Origin of the sequence: Aeromonas sp. QDB23, from assembly GCF_027707745.1 — a bacterium.
In the GTDB taxonomy this organism is placed as follows: Bacteria; Pseudomonadota; Gammaproteobacteria; order Enterobacterales; family Aeromonadaceae; genus Aeromonas; species Aeromonas allosaccharophila.
The window spans coordinates 16,140-32,392 of sequence record NZ_JAPCJA010000053.1; the positions used below are offsets into that span (position 1 = coordinate 16,140).

At 58.8% G+C, this 16,253-nt stretch carries 15 protein-coding genes and 1 other RNA gene; 12 read left to right on the plus strand and 4 right to left on the minus strand.

The annotated features are described in order from the left end of the window. Positions 1 to 46: 46 nt before the first annotated feature. Positions 47 to 850, minus strand: a complete 804-nt coding sequence (gene suhB / locus PG888_RS18630) for an inositol-1-monophosphatase (RefSeq protein WP_042060219.1) — start codon at positions 848 to 850, stop codon at positions 47 to 49. Positions 851 to 1,049: 199 nt separating this feature from the next. On the opposite strand from suhB, the gene PG888_RS18635 reads away from it, so the two are divergent. From PG888_RS18635 to emrD, 3 genes are all read left to right on the plus strand, one after another. Further along, positions 1,050 to 1,505: a hypothetical protein gene (locus PG888_RS18635; protein ID WP_075112662.1), complete on the plus strand. Its 456-nt coding sequence runs from the start codon at positions 1,050 to 1,052 to the stop codon at positions 1,503 to 1,505. Between the two features lie 206 nt (positions 1,506 to 1,711). After that, a complete protein-coding gene (locus tag PG888_RS18640; RefSeq protein ID WP_042060215.1) occupies positions 1,712 to 2,374 on the plus strand; it encodes a glutathione S-transferase family protein in 663 nt (220 codons plus the stop codon). Positions 2,375 to 2,636: 262 nt separating this feature from the next. Beyond that, entirely contained in the window at positions 2,637 to 3,833 is a 1,197-nt protein-coding gene (emrD, locus tag PG888_RS18645; RefSeq protein WP_270693997.1) for a multidrug efflux MFS transporter EmrD, read from the plus strand. Between the two features lie 166 nt (positions 3,834 to 3,999). Here the strand turns inward: emrD and ssrS are convergent. Further along, a non-coding RNA gene (ssrS, locus tag PG888_RS18650) (6S RNA) lies at positions 4,000 to 4,181 on the minus strand. Between the two features lie 16 nt (positions 4,182 to 4,197). After that, positions 4,198 to 4,530: a cell division protein ZapA gene (gene zapA / locus PG888_RS18655; protein ID WP_005333910.1), complete on the minus strand. Its 333-nt coding sequence runs from the start codon at positions 4,528 to 4,530 to the stop codon at positions 4,198 to 4,200. A 173-nt stretch (positions 4,531 to 4,703) separates the two neighbouring features. Here zapA and PG888_RS18660 point away from each other — a divergent pair, with 173 nt between their 5' ends. The 3 genes from PG888_RS18660 (at position 4,704) to PG888_RS18670 (ending at position 8,079) form a co-directional block, all read left to right on the plus strand. Further along, positions 4,704 to 5,273, plus strand: a complete 570-nt coding sequence (locus PG888_RS18660) for a UPF0149 family protein (protein WP_005333908.1) — start codon at positions 4,704 to 4,706, stop codon at positions 5,271 to 5,273. Positions 5,274 to 5,450: 177 nt separating this feature from the next. Continuing rightward, the gene (ubiH, locus tag PG888_RS18665; RefSeq protein WP_270694000.1) at positions 5,451 to 6,674 is read left to right on the plus strand and encodes a 2-octaprenyl-6-methoxyphenyl hydroxylase; all 1,224 of its coding nucleotides are present in this window, start codon (positions 5,451 to 5,453) and stop codon (positions 6,672 to 6,674) included. Positions 6,675 to 6,810: 136 nt separating this feature from the next. Continuing rightward, the gene (locus PG888_RS18670; RefSeq protein ID WP_270694001.1) at positions 6,811 to 8,079 is read left to right on the plus strand and encodes an FAD-dependent 2-octaprenylphenol hydroxylase; all 1,269 of its coding nucleotides are present in this window, start codon (positions 6,811 to 6,813) and stop codon (positions 8,077 to 8,079) included. Between the two features lie 213 nt (positions 8,080 to 8,292). Here PG888_RS18670 and PG888_RS18675 read toward each other — a convergent pair whose 3' ends face one another. Beyond that, entirely contained in the window at positions 8,293 to 8,520 is a 228-nt protein-coding gene (locus tag PG888_RS18675; RefSeq protein ID WP_033138042.1) for a hypothetical protein, read from the minus strand. Between PG888_RS18675 and gcvT the strand changes: the two genes are divergently transcribed. From gcvT to PG888_RS18705, 6 genes are all read left to right on the plus strand, one after another. Next, complete coding sequence (gcvT, locus tag PG888_RS18680) at positions 8,497 to 9,594, plus strand: glycine cleavage system aminomethyltransferase GcvT (protein WP_270694002.1); 1,098 nt, start codon at positions 8,497 to 8,499, stop codon at positions 9,592 to 9,594. The two genes, PG888_RS18675 and gcvT, sit on opposite strands and share 24 nt — an antisense overlap. 85 nt (positions 9,595 to 9,679) lie before the next feature. Beyond that, positions 9,680 to 10,069: a glycine cleavage system protein GcvH gene (gcvH, locus tag PG888_RS18685; RefSeq protein ID WP_139408747.1), complete on the plus strand. Its 390-nt coding sequence runs from the start codon at positions 9,680 to 9,682 to the stop codon at positions 10,067 to 10,069. A gap of 270 nt (positions 10,070 to 10,339) precedes the next feature. Next, a complete protein-coding gene (gene gcvP / locus PG888_RS18690) occupies positions 10,340 to 13,216 on the plus strand; it encodes an aminomethyl-transferring glycine dehydrogenase (protein ID WP_182937705.1) in 2,877 nt (958 codons plus the stop codon). Positions 13,217 to 13,523: 307 nt separating this feature from the next. Beyond that, on the plus strand, positions 13,524 to 14,114 hold the full coding sequence (locus PG888_RS18695) for a restriction endonuclease subunit S (RefSeq protein ID WP_024946113.1): 591 nt from the start codon (positions 13,524 to 13,526) through the stop codon (positions 14,112 to 14,114). A 50-nt stretch (positions 14,115 to 14,164) separates the two neighbouring features. Beyond that, complete coding sequence (locus PG888_RS18700) at positions 14,165 to 15,688, plus strand: type I restriction-modification system subunit M (RefSeq protein ID WP_024946114.1); 1,524 nt, start codon at positions 14,165 to 14,167, stop codon at positions 15,686 to 15,688. Next, entirely contained in the window at positions 15,678 to 16,193 is a 516-nt protein-coding gene (locus PG888_RS18705) for a restriction endonuclease subunit S (protein ID WP_270694003.1), read from the plus strand. Before PG888_RS18700 ends, PG888_RS18705 begins: the two co-directional genes overlap by 11 nt. The last annotated feature ends 60 nt before the right edge of the window (positions 16,194 to 16,253 follow it).

Consider the following 16,253-nt stretch of genomic DNA (forward strand, 5'->3'; position numbering starts at 1 on the left):
GGCTTGCGCCGGTTTTTTTTATGTTGGTGAATGCTGGGGAGCTGGCTTATTTGGCCAGGGATTCCGGCAGCTCTTCACGGATCTTGCCGAGCATCTCTTTCAGGACTCGCGGGTTGGCAACCACGATGTTGCCGGAGTTTTCGTAGTTGTGACCACCTACGAAGTCGGTGACGATGGCGCCGGCTTCTTTGGCCAGCAGTTCACCGGCTGCGGTGTCCCACGGCTTCAGGCCGATTTCCCAGAAACCATCGACGCGACCGGCGGCCACATAGGCCAGATCCAGCGCGGCAGAACCGGAGCGACGGATGTCGGCACATTCGATGAACATGCTCTGGAACATCTTCAGGTACGGCTCGATGTGATGCTTTTGCTTATAGGGGAAACCGGTTGCCAGCACGGTGCCAGCCAGTTCTTTGGCTTTGCCGACACGGATGCGGTAGCCGTTCAGCTGGGCGCCGTTACCACGGGTAGCAGTGAACAGTTCGTCACGGATGGGATCGTAAACAACGGCTTGTTCAGTTTTGCCTTTCACGCGCAGCGCGACGGAAACGGCAAAGTGCGGAATGCCTTTGACAAGGTTGGTTGTGCCATCCAGCGGGTCAATGATCCATTGGTAGTCCGGATTGGTACCGGCAATCTCACCGGACTCTTCAGCAACAATGCTGTGTTCCGGGTAAGATTTTTTGATGGTGTGAATGATGGCCGCTTCGGCTTCACGGTCAACGTTGGTCACGAAGTCATTGCTGCCTTTTTGGATAGCCTCAATGTTCTCGGGCTGGGAGAAGGCTTTTACTACAACTTGACCGGCGTTGCGCGCAGCGCGCACGGCGATATTCAGCATCGGATGCATAGGTTCACCACTGGATGTTAAAGAACGGGGGATAAAAGGACGCCGTATGATACCAGTATTTTGTGCGATGGCAACTGTTATCCCCCTACGACCAATTGATTAGCACTGCCAGATTTGACGGCTCCAATATAGACCAGATCTGCGCTAGTCTTATCCCAGCAGCCTGATACCGGCTGTCATGAGCATAGGGATATGAGCCATGAATTTGTCATTAGTGAGTCAGAACGTGTCAGCGACCAGTGAAGGTCTGTTGGCCATTTTGCGGTCATCACCGGAGTATGGTGATCACTTTGCCCACATCGCCGTGACCCCCCTTGCCCAGTGGCAACCGGCCAAGACGGAGGCGGCGATCCTGCTGATCGACGGGGATGCCCCCTGGCAGGATGCCGGATTTGCCCGCGCAGAGGACGAGACGATCGGCTTGCCGGTCTTGCCACTGCTGATCCGCAAGGGGGACAAGGAGTTGACGGTCTGCGGGCCGGATGTGCGGGATCCCCGTTTCTATTTTGTCTCAAACGGCATCGTGCTGGATGAGTCGGAGCTGGCCGAGCCTGCCTGCAGCCGGGTGTTGCTGAGCAAGCTGGAGTCCTACTTCCCGCTGCTTTCCCGCCTGATCATGCTGCGCCAGCGCAAGCCGGTCGCCATGCTCAACTAGTCACGCCTGTTTTTTTGATTACACAAGCAACACACCGCGGGCCGGTGTGTTGCTTTTTAATGGCCTGCTGTCGGCGATTTGTTGCAAGATGAGGCAGCAACAGTTTGGTCTCACCATCGAGCCGAGCTATCTATACCGACCCCTACTATTTCGAGTCGTACTATTCCGATTCGAACTATCCGGCTATGACCAACAAGGAGTGAATCATGATCGACTTTTACACCGCCGCGACCCCCAATGGTTTCAAGGTGGCAATCGCCCTCGAAGAGCTGGGTTTGCCCTATCGGGTCATTCCCCTCGATTTGTCGGCGCTGGATCAAAAAAAGCCGGAGTTTCTGGCCATCAACCCCAATGGCCGCATTCCGGCTATCGTCGATCGGGATAACGACGATTTCGCCGTGTTCGAATCGGGTGCCATCCTCATCTATCTGGCGGAGAAAACGGGCAAGTTGCTGCCCGCCGATCCCAAACGCCGCTCTCAGGCCATCCAGTGGCTGATGTTCCAGATGGGCGGGGTCGGGCCCATGATGGGGCAGGCCAACGTCTTCTATCGTTACTTCCCGGAGAAGATCCCCGCCGCCATCGAGCGTTATCAGAAAGAGGGGCGCCGCCTGTTCGAGGTGCTCGACAGCCATCTGGCCCACCACGAATATCTGGCGGATGAGTACAGCATCGCCGACATTGCCACCTGGCCCTGGGTGCGTATTTATGACTGGAGCGGCATCTCGATCGAAGGCTTGCCTCATCTGCAAGCCTGGATGGCCCGTATGGCAGAGAAGCCTGCCTGCCAGAAGGGGATCACCATACCGCCGCGCAAGGAGCAGCCCGATGAGCTGATCAAGCAGGCGCAGCAGATGGTAACGCGTTGATTTTTAACTGCCGACGGGGCGCTTTGCCCCGTAATATTAGAAAAACTAGGGCAAGCTGATTATAAAGATTCGTTCGTTTTTTGTGAGCTGAGTCACTATGATGCCCCCATACCACCAAGCGTCCTGTGCGGTGGTCTGGCGGGCTCCCCGCCTATTGTTTCCAACACTGTTTTTGATTGCATCACAGCATCTGTGATCGGATTCCTCTGGGCTATTTTGTGCCAGAGGGGCGGCAGCATTTTTTCGATTTTTTGGGACTGATATGGATCGGCACAGTTTTTATCCGTTGTTTTTATTGACCATTCTGATGGTCGCTGTGGGCCAGATGACCCAGACCCTTTATGTTCCCTCCATTCCGATGATGGCGGGGGATTTCAATGTGGCCTCGGGCCAGCTGCAGGCGGTGATGGCTTGCTACCTGATCCCCTATGGCCTCTCCCAGTTTGTCTACGGGCCGCTGTCTGATCGTATCGGCCGTCGCCCGGTGCTGATCGTCGGCATGATGGTGTTTCTGGTGGGCACCCTGACCATCCAGCTCATCCCGCACTTCACCGCCTTGCTGGTGGGCAGCTTTATTCAAGGGCTGGGGACCGGTGCCGGTGGTGCCATGAGCCGCACCGTGATGCGCGATCGCTACAACGGCGCCGAGCTCAACCGCGCCAACAGTCTGGTGAGCATGGGGGTGATCTTCTCCCCGCTGCTGGCACCTGTGCTGGGTGGCTGGTTGACCGAGCTGTTCAACTGGCGCGCCGGTTACTGGTTCCTGTTCGGCTTTGGCGCCGTGGCGACTCTGGCCATTCTGGCCTGGTTTGGCGAGACCCTGCCCGTTGCTGCCCGTCAGCCGCTGCGCGTCGGCGCCGCCTATCGCCACGTGCTCGGTAACCCGCGCTTTCAGGGCAACCTGCTCTGCCTGATGGCGACTTTTGCCGGTTTGGCGGTGTTTGAAGCAGCGGCCGGTGTATTGCTCGGTGATGTGCTGCAACTGAGCGCCCGCACCGTGAGCGTGCTGTTCGTGCTGCCGTTGCCCGGCTATCTGTTCGGTGCCTGGCTCTCTGCCAAGCTGAGCTTTCGCCTGAGCCAGGGCAAGCTGATGCGTCTGGGTATCGCCTTTCTGGCGCTGGGATCGCTGATCATTCTGGTGCCGGGGCTGTTTGGCGTGGTGAGTGCCGCCTCGCTGGTCGGCGGCGCAGCGGTTTACTTCATCGGTAGCGGCATTCTCTACCCGACCGCGACCTCCTGCGCCATCGAACCCTTCCCGGGTCAGGCCGGCACAGCCGGTGCCATTCTCGGCGGGATGCAGAATCTGGGGGCCGGTGTCGTGACTCTGCTGGCCGCCGGTTTCCCGATGACCGGTCAGGTGACCCTGGGGGCCATCATGACCCTGATGGTGCTGATCGTGGCGCTGAGCTTTGTCTGGTTGCGCCACCACGGCTCCCCCCACGAGCAGATGGCCATCTGATCAGCCGCTCTCTTTGCGCCTGGAGCAAGCCCACCCTCAGCGGTGGGCTTTGTTTTATCCGAAGAACGGGCAGGGAGATCGCATTCGCTTGATGGGGTGATCGCTGCGGTGAGGTGAACTTCAGGCAAAGAAAAAGCCCGTCACGCTGGTGACGGGCTTTTGCTGTTGGTACCCCGAGATGCCGTTGCCGGTTTGGGCCCTTGAACCGTAGGTTCAAGGCGGGAATCGAATCTGACCGCAGGCTTCTCGGTCGTGCCGAGCATGCGCAATAGCCAGAAGGCCGATCCCCTGTTGGGTATGATTATCGGCTCGGGGACTTGAACCGGCTGACAAACATCCCAGGGAATTTTAAAACGGTTTGCGATTAGGGCTGTTGCCCCTCTTCGCTGGAATCACCATATTGTCCGTGCTCGATCAGGGCCGCTTCGATGGTGCGCTGCAGCATCTTGATCCGCTTGTCCATGGTCTCAGAGTATTGGTGGTTCTTCTCTTTTTCAAGGCAGAGCTCATGACAGAAATTGAGCGCCGCCATGATCGCCAATTGCTCGTTGCTGGAGACTTTGGAACGTTGACGCAGGTCGATCAACTTGTCGGTCAGCTGCTCGGCGGCCTGGCGCAGGGCATCCTGCTGTCCCAAGGGACAGGATACCTTGTAGGGACGTCCCAAAATGACGATTTCTACGGCCTCTGTGCTCATGCCTTCCTCAATACGGCGGAGCTGATTTCCGCCTTTATCCACGTGGACAACTGGGCGGGACTATATAGCGCAGATGCATAAGTTTCAAGGCCTTGCTGGCTCTGGAAGAGGGAGAATGCTAGGATCCTGACCATTAATTCTGCAAATTTGACTGAACTTTGAGCGGATCCTCGATGAGCAAAACGAACCCCCTTAAATATGCGGCAGTGGCCGACATCATGGAACAGCATGAGCTGATGGCCAGCGCAGTAGAGGCCCATGGTGTGATCTGCGGTCTGGTGTGCGGCGGCGTGGCACTGGACGACAAGAGCTGGCTGCCCCATTTCAACGATCTGGTGAACGACGGTTTCGGCCTGCCGGCCCCGGTGCGCCAGGTGATGACCGATCTTTATCACAATGTGGTCGAGAGCCTGATGGCCCAGAAGGGCGTCGAGCTGCTGCTGCCAAGCGATGATGCTCCCCTTGATGAGCGCATCGATTCGCTGGTGGACTGGTCACAGGCATTTCTGGCCGGTTTCGGCGTGGTGCAGCAGGAGCTCTCCCGTGCGTCGGAAGAGCTACAGGAGATGATCCAGGATATCGCCAGCATCACTCAGGTCTCTGCCGAGTTCGATCAGGAAGATGACGAGAACGAAGCTTCCTTCCTGGTGCTCTACGAACACGTCAAACTGGGGGTCATGATGGCCTTCGAAGAGTTTGGCAAGCGCCCCGATACCCCGAGCGCGCCGCCGACCCTTCATTGAGATGCGGGTCAACGCGGCCCTTACTGAATCTGCAAGAGCGCCTGATGGCGCTCTTTTTTATTCCCTCGTGGTGGCTAACCCTGTGAGGCGCAACCGGTTTTTTGCCGGTGACCTCGCATTCGGCCAGCGGCTTTGTGATAGCATGAGGCCACCTTTTTCACTTCTTCCTCTCTGCTTATGTCTCAATCTGATGTGCGACAGGTCGATGTCACCCTGGTCGGCGGTGGAATGAGCGGTGCCGTGCTGGCGCTCTCGCTGGCGGCCCTGCTTCGATCCGATGGCTCCCCCCTCGAGATCCTGCTGCTGGAGGCAAGCGTCCCCGAACAGCACACCCATTCAGGGTTCGACGCCCGCGCCATTGCGCTCTCGGCCGGTACCTGCGATGCGCTGTTGCGACGCGGACTCTGGCCGCTGTTTGCCCCTCACTGCGCCCCCATTACCCACATTCATGTCTCGGATCGAGGGCACTGCGGTCAGGCTCGCCTGTCGGCCGCCGAATACGGTCTGCCTGCGCTGGGCCAGGTGATCGAGCTGACGGCTGCTGGCAATGAGTTGCAACAGGCGATGGCTGCCACCACCAATATTCGGGTCTGTTGTCCGGCCCGGGTGCGCGAGATAGAACCCGATGAGGAGAAGGTGACCCTCACCCTCGAGAGCGGTGAACAGATTGAGACTCGCTTGCTGGTGGCCGCCGACGGGGGCAACTCGTTTGTGCGTCAGCACTTCAAGTTGCCGGTGACCCGCCACGACTTTGAGCAACACGCCATCATCGCCACGGTCAAAACGGCGCAAGACCCAGAAGGACGCGCCTTCGAGCGCTTTACCGAAGGGGGCCCGCTGGCCCTGCTGCCGATGCAGGAGGGGCTCTCCTCGCTGGTGTGGAGCGTCGGGCAGCATGAGGTGGATGAACTGATGGCCCTCGATGAGGCGGCGTTTCTTGCCCGTCTGCAGCAGGCCTTTGGCTGGCGGCTCGGCCGCTTCGAGCGATGTGGCGTGCGTAACGTCTATCCGCTCATTCTGACCGCCTGCGACTATCCGCTGGCCCAGCGTACCGTGCTGGTCGGTAATGCCGCCCACGCCCTGCACCCTATCGCCGGACAGGGCTTCAACCTCGGGATGCGGGATCTGGATCTGCTTACCGACGCCGTAGCCAAGGCGTTGGCAGAGGGGGAGGATATCGGCAGCTTCAAGGTGCTGAGCGGTTACTGGCAGCAGCGTCAGCGCGATCAGGCGCAGACCGTCTGGCTCACCTCTTCGCTGGCCCAGCTCTTCTCCAATGGTCACGATCCGCTGGTGGCGGGGCGCAATCTGGCGCTCACCCTGATGGGGCGATTCTCGTGCCTCAAGGCGCCGCTCGCCTCGCGCACCCTGGGCTTTGTCTCTGATGTGTGCGGCAACTAGCCAGCGCATGTTGAGCGGAACATGTCGACCGGAAGATGGTGACCGCCATTCGTTGAGCAAAACGTAATGAACTAAGAGGGAATGCCTGCGGGCGTCCCCTCGCTGGCCAGCCGGTCAGCCCTGAAAGGATGAGATGATGCAGATGCAAAATGTGGATGTGGTGATTGTCGGTGGCGGCATGGTGGGGCTGGGGCTCGCTGCGGCCCTGAAACATAGCGCCCTCAAGGTGCTGGTGGTGGAGGGGCAATTGCCCGATCCGCAGCTGGGGGAGGTGGCCGATAATCGGGTCAGCGCCCTGAGCCTGGCCAGCCAGCAGATCCTGCGCCATGTTGGTGCCTGGGACGGCATCGAAGCGCGCCGCCTGCAGGCCTACGACAAGATGGCGGTGTGGGAGCAAGACAGTTTCGGCCATATCGACTTCGATGCCGCCAGCCTGCGTCAGGCCAACCTCGGCCATATCGTTGAGAATCGGGTGATCCAGCTGGCATTGCTTGAAGCCATTGCTGGTGCCAGCAATATCCAGTTGCTGACCCCCGCCAGAGCCAAGAGCCTGCAGAGCGGCCCGGCGGGCGCCCTGCTGCTCCTTGAAGATGGTCAGGCCATCTCGGCCAAACTGGTGGTGGCTGCCGATGGCGCTCACTCCTGGGTACGCCGTCAGGCCGATATCCCCCTAACCAGCTGGGATTATGGCCACCACGCGCTGGTGGCAACCGTGCGCTGCGCCGAGCCCCACGAGGCAGTAGCTCGCCAGATCTTCACCCCGGATGGCCCGCTCGCCTTCTTGCCGCTGTGGCAGGAGAACCTCTGTTCCATCGTCTGGTCGCTGCCTGCGGCCCGCGCCGAGGCACTCAGTGCCTGCGATGACGAGCAGTTCAATCGCCAGCTCACTGCCGCCTTTGACGCTCGTCTCGGCCTGTGCAAGGTACAAGGGCCGCGCAGCGCCATTCCGCTCACCGCCCGCTATGCCCGCGATTTTGCCCGTGAGCGGCTGGTGCTGGTGGGGGATGCAGCCCATACCATCCACCCGCTGGCGGGGCAGGGGGTAAACCTCGGCCTGCTGGATGCTGCCGCTCTGGCGGAGCAGATCTTGCGAAATCATGCCGCGGGCGAGGATATCGGCCTGCTCGCCAACCTGCGCAGCTACGAGCGCTGGCGCAAGAGCGAAGCGGCTCGCATGCTGGCGGCGATGGAAGGGCTCAAGCGGCTGTTCAGCGGCGCCAACCCGCTCAAGAAGCTGGTGCGGGGGGTGGGGTTGCGGGCAGCCAATCTGCTGACGCCCTTCAAGGAGGGGGTGATCCGCGCCGCCATGGGGCTGGAGGGAGAGTTGCCCGCATTGGCCCGTCCTGACTGGGCAGTTGCGGCGACCAAGGGCAGTGCCATGCAGGCCAAGGGTGAAAAAAACTAATATTACTCGCGCTTTTTGACAACAAAAGTAATCCGACAAGGCTGATGACCCGTTTTGGGTGTCAGCCTTTAATTTTGCTACGGAGCGAAACGTTTTTCTGCAAATTGTGACGAAACGGTAAAAATCAAAATTTAATCTCGCCTGAGTCGGCTTATAGCTGTTTTTATCACTGCATTTATCTTAGTGTCTGGAGTCAGTTTTACGGGAGGGGGATTAGTTTTTTTTGAGCGGCACGCTCGCCTGCTTGTCATATAATCCGCTCCGTTCAAGGAATCCCTCTTGCCTGGCAAGGGCAGGAGCGAGCACACACTTTTGGATCCGGTCGCTTTTTGCTGCGCGCAGCGCAGTCAGAGCGGTGGCGCGGGTCGCAAGGGTGGTCGCCAAAGCGAAAAGGCTTTTTGCTAAGGAAAGAATGCGATGATCCAGACTACTGTACTGCATCCCAAACACCTGGAAGCCGGCGCCAAGATGGTGGACTTCCACGGTTGGGAAATGCCCATCAACTACGGCTCCCAGCTGGAAGAGCACCACGCGGTGCGCAGCGATGCCGGTATGTTCGATGTCTCCCACATGACCATCGTCGATTTGACCGGCGAACGGGTCAAAGCCTTTCTGCAACATCTGCTGGCCAACGACGTGGCCAAACTCACTGCCCCCGGCAAGGCTCTCTACAGCGGCATGCTCAATCCGGAAGGCGGGGTGATCGATGACCTCATCACCTATTACCTGACCGATACCTTCTACCGGCTGGTGGTCAACTCCGCCACCCGCGAGAAGGATCTGGCCTGGATCCGCCATCACGCCATCGATTTCGACGTCACCGTGACCGAGCGCCCCGAGCTGGCGATGATCGCGGTGCAGGGCCCCAACGCCAAGGTCAAGGCTGCTGCTGTGCTGAGCGCTGCCCAGCGCACTGCCGTGGTGGGAATGAAGCCCTTCTTCGGCGTGCAGGCTGGCGATCTCTTTATCGCCACTACCGGTTACACCGGCGAAGATGGTTATGAAATCGTGGTGCCGCAAGAGAAGGCCTGCGAGCTGTGGCAAGCGCTGCTGGATAACGGCGTCGCTCCCTGTGGTCTCGGTGCCCGCGATACCCTGCGCCTCGAAGCGGGGATGAACCTCTACGGTCAGGACATGGATGAGTCAGTCTCTCCACTCGCTGCCAATATGGCCTGGACCATCGCCTGGGAGCCGAGCGATCGCCACTTCATCGGCCGCGACGTGCTGGAAGCACAGAGAGCGGCGGGCAACCAGCCCAAGCTGGTGGGTCTGGTGATGGAAGAGAAAGGGGTGCTGCGTGCCGGTATGCCGGTCACCTTCACCGCGGCAAACGGTGAGAAGCGGGAAGGTGTGATCACCTCCGGCTCTTTCTCCCCCACCCTCGGCTACAGTATTGCCTTGGCGCGGGTGCCCCGTGATATCGGTGAACTGGCCGAGGTGGAGATCCGCAAGAAGCTGGTCACCGTGAAGGTCACCAAGCCCGCTTTCGTCCGTAACGGCCAGAAGCTGGTTTAATACCGTCTTGGGGGAGGGCAGTGCCTCCCCCCATCCCTTTTCATATTCGTTTTTAAACGCGACTCAAAGATCAAAGGAAGCACAAATGAGCCATATCCCGAGCGAACTGAAATATGCCACTTCCCACGAGTGGATCCGTGTTGAAGCCAACGGCGAGGCCGTGGTCGGTATCACCGAGCACGCCCAGGAGCTGCTGGGTGACATGGTGTTTGTCGAGCTGCCGGAAGTGGGCAAGCAGGTCAGTGCCGGTGACGACTGCGCCGTGGCCGAGTCGGTCAAGGCTGCCTCCGACATCTACAGCCCGGTGAGCGGCGAGATCATTGCCGTCAACGACGAGCTGGAAGGGAGCCCCGAGCTGGTCAACTCCGACCCCTACGGCGCTGGCTGGCTGTTCCGCATCAAGCTCGATGACGAGAGCGAGCTGGCCAACCTGCTGGATGCCGAAGGCTACCAGAACGTGGTGGACGAAGAGTAATGCCCCCGGCCCTGCACCAACGTGCGGGGCCTTTTGTATCGCTGCCGACGGAGTCGACAGCAGGGTGAAGTCACTCGTATCCGGCGTGTTGTGGTTTAGCCAGCGCGGTTTACAGGGTGATCCCCGGGGTGCCAGCGAGCATCCAGTGCCGTGCTCTCTTGGCTGCGGCATAGCGAACATGAGTGGCGTCGGTATCAGCCGACCATCAGGAACATCAGGTCTTGGTTATCAGGATTTCATGCCAGGACTTATTTACCAGGAAATAGGGAAATGACCCAGTCACTGTTTGAACTCGAGCAAAAAACCGATTTTGTCCGCCGCCATATCGGCCCGGGCGAGGAAGAGCTGCGCCAGCTGCTGGCGACCGTCGGGGCCGAGAGTCTGGACGATTTGATTGCCCAGACCGTGCCCGCCGCCATTCGCCTGCCGGGCCCGCTGGGGATCGGTGCCGGTATGACCGAAGTGGAGGCGCTGGCCAAGCTCAGGGGCTATGCCGCCCAGAACAAGATTGCCAAGAGCTATATCGGCATGGGTTATCACGATACCCATGTGCCCCACGTCATTTTGCGCAACGTGCTGGAAAACCCGGGCTGGTATACCGCCTACACCCCGTACCAGCCCGAGCTGGCGCAGGGCCGTCTCGAAGCCCTGCTCAACTTCCAGCAGCTGACGCTGGATCTCACCGGCATGGATCTGGCCAGTGCCTCCCTGCTGGATGAAGCGACCGCCGCTGCCGAAGCGATGGCGCTGGCCAAGCGGATGGCCAAGTCCAAATCCAATCTCTTCTTCGTGGCCGATGACGTGCACCCGCAGGTGATCGACGTGGTCAAGGAGCGCGCAGTTCACTTCGGTTTCGACGTGGTGGTCGGCGCCGCGAGCGATGCGGTGAGTGAAGAGGTGTTTGGTGCCCTGTTCCAGTACCCCACCACCACAGGTGAGGTGAAAGATCTGCGGGCGCTTATCGCCGCGGTACAGGCCCAGAAAGGGCTGGCCTGCGTCAGCGCCGATCTGCTCTCTCTGCTGCTGCTCAAATCCCCGGGCGAGCTGGGGGCCGACGTGGTGTTGGGCTCAGCCCAGCGCTTTGGCGTACCCATGGGCTATGGTGGCCCCCACGCCGCCTTCTTCGCCACCCGCGATGCCTACAAGCGCTCCATGCCGGGCCGCATCATTGGTGTCTCCAAGGATGCCCGTGGCAAGAGCGCCCTGCGCATGGCGATGCAGACCCGCGAGCAGCATATCCGCCGCGAGAAGGCCAACTCCAACATCTGTACTGCACAGGTGCTGCTGGCCAACATGGCGAGCTTCTACGCCGTCTACCACGGCCCGGTCGGGCTGAAAACCATCGCCTCCCGCGTGCACCGTCTGACCACCATTCTGGCGCTCGGCCTCAAGGCCAAGGGTGTGGCCCTCAAGCACGCCAGCTGGTTCGATACTCTCACAGTGCTGACCGCGGGCAAATCTGAGCTGATCGCCAAGGCCGAGGGGCTCGGCATCAACCTGCGTGCAGACCTCGACGGTGCAGTGGGCGTGTCGCTCTCTGAAACCACCACCCGCGCTGATGTGGTCGAGCTGTTTGATCTCTTCCTCGGTCAAGGTCACGGGCTCGATATCGAGGCCCTCGACAAGGCGGCGCAGGCCCATCACGCCATCCCGCAGGATCTGCTGCGCACCGATGCCGTGCTGACCCACGAGGTGTTCAACAAGTACCACTCCGAGACCGAGATGCTGCGCTACATCCACCGTCTCGAAGCCAAAGATCTGGCGCTCAACTACGCCATGATCTCCTTGGGCTCCTGCACCATGAAGCTCAACGCCACCGCCGAGATGATCCCGGTGACCTGGCCCGAGTTCGGCAAGTTGCACCCGTTCGCCCCGCTGGCGCAGGCCAAGGGCTATCAGCTGCTGCTGGCCGACCTCGAAAACTGGCTGGTGAAGGTGACCGGTTACGATGCGGTCTGCATGCAGCCCAACTCAGGTGCACAGGGCGAGTACGCGGGTCTGCTCGCCATCAAGAAATATCATGAGTCTCGCGGCGAGGGGCATCGCGACATCTGCCTCATTCCGGCTTCTGCCCACGGCACCAACCCGGCTTCTGCCCAGATGGCGGGGCTCAAGGTGATCGTCACCGCCTGTGACAAGGCCGGCAACGTGGATCTGGACGACCTGCGCGCCAAGGCCGCCGAGGCGGGTGATCAGCTCTCCTGTCTGATGGTGACCTACCCCTCCACCCACGGGGTGTATGAGGAGACCATCAAGGAGGTGTGCGACATCGTTCACCAGCACGGTGGTCAGGTTTACCTCGACGGCGCCAACATGAACGCGCAAGTCGGGCTGACGGCGCCAGGCTTTATCGGGGCGGATGTGTCACACCTCAACCTGCACAAGACCTTCGCCATTCCTCATGGCGGTGGCGGCCCGGGCATGGGCCCCATCGGCGTGAAGAAACACTTGGCGCCGTTCGTGGCCGGTCACGCCGTAGTCAAGACCGACAAGGAGAGCCGTGACAACGGCGCCGTGTCGGCGGCACCGTTCGGTTCGGCCAGCATCCTGCCCATCAGCTGGATGTATATCGCCATGCTGGGTGACGAAGGGCTGAAGAAATCCACTCAGGTCGCCATCCTCAACGCCAACTACTTGGCCAAGAAGCTGGGTGAATCCTTCCCGGTGCTCTACTCCGGCCGCAACGGTCGGGTGGCCCACGAGTGCATCCTGGATATCCGCCCGCTCAAAGAGGCGTCCGGCATCAGCGAGATGGACGTGGCCAAGCGGTTGATGGACTACGGCTTCCACGCGCCGACCATGAGCTTCCCGGTGGCGGGCACCCTGATGGTCGAGCCGACCGAATCTGAATCCAAGCGCGAGCTGGATCGCTTCGTCGAGGCGATGACTGCGATTCGCGCCGAGATTGCCAAGGTGCAGGATGGGCAGTGGAGCCTCACTGACAACCCGTTGGTCCATGCCCCGCACACTCAGGATGACGTGATGGATGAGCAGTGGTCCCGTGGCTACAGCCGCGCCGAGGCGGTTTTCCCGTCCGACGCCGTGCGCGCCAGCAAGCTCTGGCCGTCAGTGAATCGCATCGACGACGTTTACGGCGATCGCAACCTGTTCTGTGCCTGTATCCCGACCGAGGATTACGCCAAGTAAGTGGCGTGCTGATCACGGCCATTTAAGTTGGAAACCGTGACATTGAAGTTGGAAACCGACCATTCAAGTTGGAAACTCAAAGGCCCTGCAACAGCAGGGCCTTTTTATTTTGTGCGGTGAATATCTGTAATTAAATTACAAAAATGATCTCGGTTGGATCTTTCAGGCAGGTCAGGGTCTACCTCTTGTTAATGGTACACATAAAAGCATCATTTCCATTGATGCAAAATAATGGGCATTGATATTGACTCAGTAGTGTCAGATGCGACACACTGTGACTGCATCATTAACGATGAAGAGATTTTTTGTGAAGCTGAACCAAATTGCCACCATCAGTGCTGGGCACCCCTATCGCGGCAAGATCCCGGAGATCGATTCCGGCAGCATGGCCGTGGTGCAGATGAGAGATGCCTCGCCAGAAGGGGGGGTTGACTGGTCTGCCTGCCTTCGTTCTGAGCCTACCAGCAAGAAGGAACCTGACTGGCTGCAAACCGGCGATATCTTGGTGGCGGCCCGTGGCAGCACTAACTATGCCGTGCTGGTTGATACCGGGCTTGCACCATTGCCCGCCGTAGCCGCCCCTCACTTCTATGTGGTGCGGTTACATAGCGAGGCGCTCAGTCCCGAATTTCTGGCCTGGCAGCTCAATCAGTCCCCTTGCCAGCGCTACTTCGAGCTTCACGCCGAAGGCAGCGCGGCAAAAAGTATTCGCCGTCAGGTGTTGGAGGAGGCCCCTATCGGCATCCCATCTCTTGCGAGACAGGCCGCCATCATGAAGCTGGCCCACAGCCTGCGTGAAGAACGGAACCTGATGCAACAACTGCAACGTAACGGCGAGCAGATGATGCAGGCCATCGCTGCCAGCCTGCTCGAACAATCCGATCAGCAACCGAAATAGTTTCGCTGAGCAGCCCATTTTTCCAAGAAATACCCAAGGAATTGTGACTTATGACTACCTCGATAAACCAGGACGATATCAACAAGGCCCTCTGGTCTGCCTGCGATACCTTTCGCGGCACTGTCAGCCCTGATACCTATAAAGATTTCGTGCTCACTATGCTGTTCCTGAAATACATCTCCGATGTCTGGCAGGATCACTACGATGGCTACAAGGCCGAATATGGCGATGAGCCGGAGCTCATTGAAGAGATGCTCAAAAACGAGCGTTTCGTGCTGCCCAAACAGGCCAGCTTCTACAGCCTGTTCGAGCGTCGTCACGAGCCGGGCAACGGCGAGCGGATCGATCAGGCGCTGCACGCCATCGAAGAGGCCAATGGCACCAAGCTCAAAGACGCGGGCAAGAGCGTGTTTCAGGACATCAGCTTCAACACCGACCGCCTCGGCGAAGAGAAGCAGAAGAACACCATACTGCGCCACCTGATGGAAGACTTTGCCAAGGATGAGCTCAACCTCAAACCGAGTCGGGTCGGCACCCTGGATGTGATCGGCAACGCCTATGAGTATCTCATCAAGAACTTCGCCGCCAGCGGCGGCCAGAAGGCGGGGGAGTTCTATACCCCGCCCGAAGTCTCCGATCTCATTGCCGAGCTGCTGGAGCCGATGCCGGGCGACACCATCTGCGATCCGGCCTGTGGCTCGGGGTCACTGTTGATGAAGTGCGGCCGCAAGGTGGTGGCAAACCATGGCGAGAAGCACTACGCCCTCTACGGGCAGGAGGCTATTGGCTCTACCTGGTCGCTGGCCAAGATGAACATGTTCCTGCACGGGGAAGACAACCACAAGATCGAGTGGGGCGACACCATCCGCAACCCCAAGCTGCTCGATGGCAATGGCAACCTGCTGCGCTTCGATATTGTCACCGCCAACCCGCCGTTTAGCTTGGATAAATGGGGTCATGACGAGGCCGAGCACGATAAGTTCGGTCGCTTCAAGCGCGGCATCCCGCCCAAGACCAAGGGGGATTACGCCTTTATCCTCCATATGATTGAGACCCTCAAACCCAAGAGTGGGCGCATGGGGGTGGTGGTGCCTCACGGCGTGCTGTTCCGGGGCTCGTCTGAGGGCAAGATCCGCCAGGCGCTTATCGACGAAAACCTGCTCGACGCGGTGATCGGCCTGCCGGAGAAGCTCTTCTACGGCACCGGCATCCCCGCCGCCATCCTGATCTTTAAAAAGCAGAAGGTGGACGACAATGTGCTGTTTATCGACGCCAGTCGCGAGTTCAAGGCGGGTAAAAACCAGAATCTGCTGAGCGCGGAGAATATCGCCAAAATTGTCGCCACCTACCGCAATGGTGGCAATGTCGATAAATATGCCTATCTCGCCTCGCTTAAAGAGATCATCGATAACGACTACAACCTCAATATCCCCCGCTATGTGGATACCTTCGAAGAAGAGGAGGAGATCGATCTGCTGGCGGTACGTGCCGAGCGGGAGCAACTAAAAGCCCAACTGGCCGAGCTGGAAATCGAGATGGCCAAGTATCTGGAGGAGCTGGGCTATGGTGCCTAAGGGGTGGTCTCAGAAGTTAATTTCTGATGTCGGTGCAGTCGTAACAGGAAATACTCCACCAACCAGCAACCCTGAGTATTACAATGGGAAATATCCTTTTGTATCTCCGGCTGATTTAGGTGCGCATAAATTGATAAACTCTAGTATTAAGAGTTTATCCTCCCAAGGAATGGAAAAAGCAAGAAGTGTAAGAGCAGGTGCTACGCTTTTCACTTGCATTGGCTCAACAATCGGAAAAATAGGGCTTGCGGGATGCACGCTAGCAACAAATCAGCAAATTAATGTTGTGATCCCCAAGCCAGATTACGACGATGATTATGTATATTATCAGTTAGAGTTGAGAGCTGCATATATTGCAAAATTAGCAGGAACCCAAGCAGTTCCAATAATTAACAAAACCACATTTGAATCACAATGTATTTGGGTTCCTGATTCACTGCCAGAACAAAAGAAAATCGCCAAAATCCTTTCTACTTGGGATAGGGTAATCAGGGCGAGATCGTGAACATTTTGTTAAAAATTAAAAATAGTTTTTTGCCTACAAAACAAATACTTATAGGCCTGT

Coding starts and splice junctions, on each gene's coding strand:
- suhB (WP_042060219.1), bottom strand. CDS start 850: ATGCATCCGATGCTGAATATCGCCGTGCGCGCTGCGCGCAACGCCGGT.
- PG888_RS18635 (WP_075112662.1), top strand. CDS start 1,050: ATGAATTTGTCATTAGTGAGTCAGAACGTGTCAGCGACCAGTGAAGGT.
- PG888_RS18640 (WP_042060215.1), top strand. CDS start 1,712: ATGATCGACTTTTACACCGCCGCGACCCCCAATGGTTTCAAGGTGGCA.
- emrD (WP_270693997.1), top strand. CDS start 2,637: ATGGATCGGCACAGTTTTTATCCGTTGTTTTTATTGACCATTCTGATG.
- zapA (WP_005333910.1), bottom strand. CDS start 4,530: ATGAGCACAGAGGCCGTAGAAATCGTCATTTTGGGACGTCCCTACAAG.
- PG888_RS18660 (WP_005333908.1), top strand. CDS start 4,704: ATGAGCAAAACGAACCCCCTTAAATATGCGGCAGTGGCCGACATCATG.
- ubiH (WP_270694000.1), top strand. CDS start 5,451: ATGTCTCAATCTGATGTGCGACAGGTCGATGTCACCCTGGTCGGCGGT.
- PG888_RS18670 (WP_270694001.1), top strand. CDS start 6,811: ATGCAGATGCAAAATGTGGATGTGGTGATTGTCGGTGGCGGCATGGTG.
- gcvT (WP_270694002.1), top strand. CDS start 8,497: ATGATCCAGACTACTGTACTGCATCCCAAACACCTGGAAGCCGGCGCC.
- PG888_RS18675 (WP_033138042.1), bottom strand. CDS start 8,520: ATGCAGTACAGTAGTCTGGATCATCGCATTCTTTCCTTAGCAAAAAGC.
- gcvH (WP_139408747.1), top strand. CDS start 9,680: ATGAGCCATATCCCGAGCGAACTGAAATATGCCACTTCCCACGAGTGG.
- gcvP (WP_182937705.1), top strand. CDS start 10,340: ATGACCCAGTCACTGTTTGAACTCGAGCAAAAAACCGATTTTGTCCGC.
- PG888_RS18700 (WP_024946114.1), top strand. CDS start 14,165: ATGACTACCTCGATAAACCAGGACGATATCAACAAGGCCCTCTGGTCT.
- PG888_RS18705 (WP_270694003.1), top strand. CDS start 15,678: ATGGTGCCTAAGGGGTGGTCTCAGAAGTTAATTTCTGATGTCGGTGCA.